This is a genomic window from Nostoc cf. edaphicum LEGE 07299 (assembly GCF_015207245.1).
GTDB lineage: Bacteria > Cyanobacteriota > Cyanobacteriia > Cyanobacteriales > Nostocaceae > Nostoc > Nostoc edaphicum_B.
The window spans coordinates 1-2906 of record NZ_JADEXF010000870.1; the positions used below are offsets into that span (position 1 = coordinate 1).

Below are 2906 nucleotides of genomic sequence, written 5' to 3' on the forward strand. Positions count from 1 at the left end.
CCTTACGTTCGGCTTGTCAGCAATACCGAGATGCTTTCAAGCAATACTACAAGGGCGACTCTCAAGTATTGTATGCCTCAAAAGCTTGGAATTGTTTAGCAGTTTGTGCGATCGCGGCATCAGAGGGTTTAGGAATTGATGTTGCATCAGGCGGTGAACTTTACACCGCGCTGCAAGCAGGTGTCAACCCTGAGAAAATCTATCTTCATAACAACAATAAATCTCGTGAAGAACTGATTTTTGCCACAGAATTCGGTTGCACTATTGTCGTGGATAACTGGCACGAGTTACGCACTTTGGTTGAAATTGCCAAAACGGCAAATTCTACCACCGTACAGCCTCGATTCTTGTTGCGCTTGACTCCGGGTATTGAATGTCACACACATGAATATATCCGCACAGGGCAATTAGATAGCAAATTCGGCTTTGATCCGAATGAGTTAGAGGAATTATTTACTTTTGTCAATAAACAGTCTTTCCTTAACTGCGTAGGGTTACATGCTCATATTGGTTCCCAAATTTTTGAACGCCAACCGCATCGAGATTTAGCAGCTTTGATGGTGCAGTGGTTGCGGGAAGCGGCAAAGTATGGTTTAAAACTAACAGAGTTAAATGTCGGTGGTGGTTTAGGGATTAAGTATATAGAATCAGACGATCCCCCTAGTATTGAAGAGTGGGTGAAGCCGATTTGTGAAGTGATCCAAGAAGCTTGTGCAGCCGAAAATCTGCCTTTGCCAAAATTATTGTGTGAACCGGGGCGATCGCTAATTGCCACAGCTTGCGTTACTGCCTATACTATTGGTTCATCCAAAGTTATCCCAGAAATTCGTACTTACGTAGCAATTGATGGAGGAATGTCTGACAATCCCCGTCCGATTACTTACCAATCTGTTTATCGGGCAGTAGTTGCCAATAAAATGTCTTCTCCCTTAACTCAAACAGTCACAATTGCTGGTAAACATTGTGAATCAGGAGATATTCTGATTCACAATGCTCTACTCCCAAAGACTGAACCAGGGGATATTCTCGTAGTTATGGGAACTGGTGCGTACAATTACAGTATGGCATCTAACTACAACCGCTTGCCCCGACCAGCAGCAGTCGTAGTGGCGAATGGCGAAGCAAATTTAATTTTGCAACGTGAAACTTATGAAGATTTAATTCGACAAGATCGCCTACCAGAAAGACTCAAGAAATAGTCATTTGACCTTGGTCATTAGTCATTAGTCATTTGCAAATGACAAAGGACAAATGACAAATGACCAACTGTAAATTAGAGGCAAAAGTTTAATCCAGATGTCATGAGAGATTGGTGGAAGCAATGGCTGACAAACCTGGGGTGGTCACAGTCCTTGCTACTTGGGACTCTGGATATTGTCTTAGTGCTGGCGCTGACGTACATGATACTAGTTATTATTAGTGAGCGCCGTACACTATGGATGGTGCGGGGATTCATTATCTTAATGCTAGCCTCAGCACTAAGTGGCAGATTCGGACTACCTCTGCTAAGTTTTGTACTAGAAAAGTTGGTGATTGGTTGTGCTGTGGCGATGGCAGTTGCTCTACAGTCAGAGTTTCGGCGGTTTTTGGAGCAATTGGGGCGTGGCGAATTCCGCCAGCTGTTTCAACCCGACCGTCTGGCAATCCCCAAATCTGATAGTGTAATTGATGAAATTGTTGAGGCTGTTAAAGAATTGTCAAAAAACCGCATTGGAGCTTTACTAATTGTGGAAACCACAGGGCCAATTGATGAGCGAGATTTTTCTGTGCCAGGAGTAAAGCTAAATGCGGAAGTTTCTAAAGAACTAATCCAGACAATTTTTCAGCCGAAAACTTTGTTACACGATGGGGCTACATTGATTCGTGGCTCACGGATCATCTCATCGGGTATAATTTTACCACTTTCGGGACGCACAGCCTCGCGCCAGTTGGGAACACGCCACCGGGCGGCAATGGGAATTACTGAGCGGATCGAAAATTGCATTTGTGTCGTTGTCTCTGAAGAAACGGGTTCTATTTCCTTAGCGGAACGGGGAACCCTAAATAGACCGCTGACGATTCGGAAACTGAAAGAGTCATTAGAAGCTCTTTTATCCCCAACCGTGGATAGGGAAGCTGTTGCTCCTGGTCTGTTGAGTTTTGTTCGTCAGATAGGTGGGAAGACACTAGCACTGGTTTCACGTTTACTCAGATTACCATCGACCGCTTCTCGAGATAAAAAATGACAGTACAACAAACTAAACTACAAGATTTACCTACCGATTTAAAACGAGAACTATTGCCGCAGCACGTTGCGGTGATTATGGATGGCAATGGTCGATGGGCTAAACGTCAGGGTCTACCTCGGATTATGGGTCATAAACGAGGAGTAGATGCTCTCAAAGATTTACTTCGCTGTTGTCAAGATTGGGGGATTCAGGCACTCACAGCTTATGCTTTCTCAACGGAAAATTGGAAAAGACCGCAAGAAGAAGTAGATTTTTTGATGACTCTGTTTCAAAGGGTTTTGCGCCAAGAATTGCGGGAAATGGTCGAAGAAAATGTTCAAATTAAGTTTGTAGGGAATTTGCAAGATCTGCCGCGATCGCTTCAACAAGAAATTTCCCGTTCAATGGAAGAAACTAAGAATAATCGTGGTATCCGGTTTTCAGTAGCTACTAATTATGGCGGACGGCAGGAAATTTTACAAGCTTGTCAGGCGATCGCAAAACAAGTCCAGCAAGGTATGCTACAACCCGATGAAATTAATGAACAGGTGTTTGAGAGCCACTTGTACACAGCCGGAATTACTGACCCAGATTTATTAATTCGTACTAGTGGAGAAATGCGCCTCTCAAATTTTCTTCTCTGGCAAATGGCTTATGGAGAAATTTATATTACCGATGCTCTCTGGCCCGATTTTGACC

The 2906-nt window shown here is 43.7% G+C and carries 3 protein-coding genes; all 3 read left to right on the plus strand.

Going from position 1 to position 2906, the window contains the following annotated elements; genetic code table 11:
• Window positions 1-1199 (plus strand): diaminopimelate decarboxylase (gene lysA / locus IQ229_RS21945; protein WP_194047363.1); only part of this gene is annotated, 1199 nt, incomplete at its 5' end.
• Between the two features lie 102 nt (window positions 1200-1301).
• A complete protein-coding gene (cdaA, locus tag IQ229_RS21950) occupies window positions 1302-2225 on the plus strand; it encodes a diadenylate cyclase CdaA (protein WP_194047365.1) in 924 nt (307 codons plus the stop codon).
• Window positions 2222-2906, plus strand: a 685-nt coding sequence (uppS, locus tag IQ229_RS21955; RefSeq protein WP_194047366.1) for a polyprenyl diphosphate synthase, incomplete at its 3' end; no start/stop codon positions are given. The genes cdaA and uppS, both read left to right, overlap by 4 nt.